The sequence below is a fragment of the Psychrobacter sp. 1Y4 genome (assembly GCF_051847555.1).
Map to the genome: position 1 here is coordinate 1 of NZ_JBPYDE010000502.1, position 734 is coordinate 734.

The window sequence follows — 734 nt, forward strand, 5'->3', positions numbered from 1 at the left end:
CCATATTACAAACAGAATAAAACTGATAAGTTGAAACCTTCATGATTTTGATGATCGATAATTACGACAGCTTTACGTACAATATCGTACAGTATTTCGGTGAATTGCAGCAGGACATCACCGTTTGGCGTAATGATCAGGTCACTATCGAGCAGATTCGAACTTTAGCACCAGACGTGATTGTTATTGGCCCAGGTCCATGCGATCCTGATCGTGCCGGTGTTTCGCTCGAAGTTATCGAGACATTCAAAGGCATTATTCCGATACTTGGTATTTGTTTGGGTCATCAAGCGATTGGGCAGGCGTTTGGTGGACAAGTCGTCAAAGCAGGTGAAGTTATGCACGGACGGTTATCAGCCGTCTATCATAATGACCAAGGCGTGTTTGCCGGATTACCAAACCCATCGCAAGTCACACGCTATCATTCACTTGTCATCGATAAGCGTACCCTGCCAGATTGCCTTGAGCTGACCGCATGGACGCAGAATGTTGATGGTAGTATCGAAGAGATCATGGGTATCCGCCACAAGACACTTGCCATAGAGGGCGTCCAGTTTCATCCTGAGTCCATTTTGAGCGAAGCAGGTTATCAATTACTTAATAACTTTTTACACACTTATGGCTTGGCGAAACTAGCATCAGATGAGCTACCACAGGTAGGCTAATTTTGACTTAAGAACCTGCTTTCATTACTCTATCTCAAATCATAGACAGATTCACATAAAAAACAGATT

1 protein-coding gene is annotated in these 734 nt (G+C 43.6%); it reads left to right on the forward strand.

Annotated elements, in window-relative coordinates:
• The first annotated feature begins 41 nt into the window (after window positions 1-41).
• Window positions 42-665 (forward strand): anthranilate synthase component II, encoded by a 624-nt coding sequence (locus ACS8FC_RS17210; protein ID WP_439297678.1) that lies wholly within the window; start codon window positions 42-44, stop codon window positions 663-665.
• The last annotated feature ends 69 nt before the right edge of the window (window positions 666-734 follow it).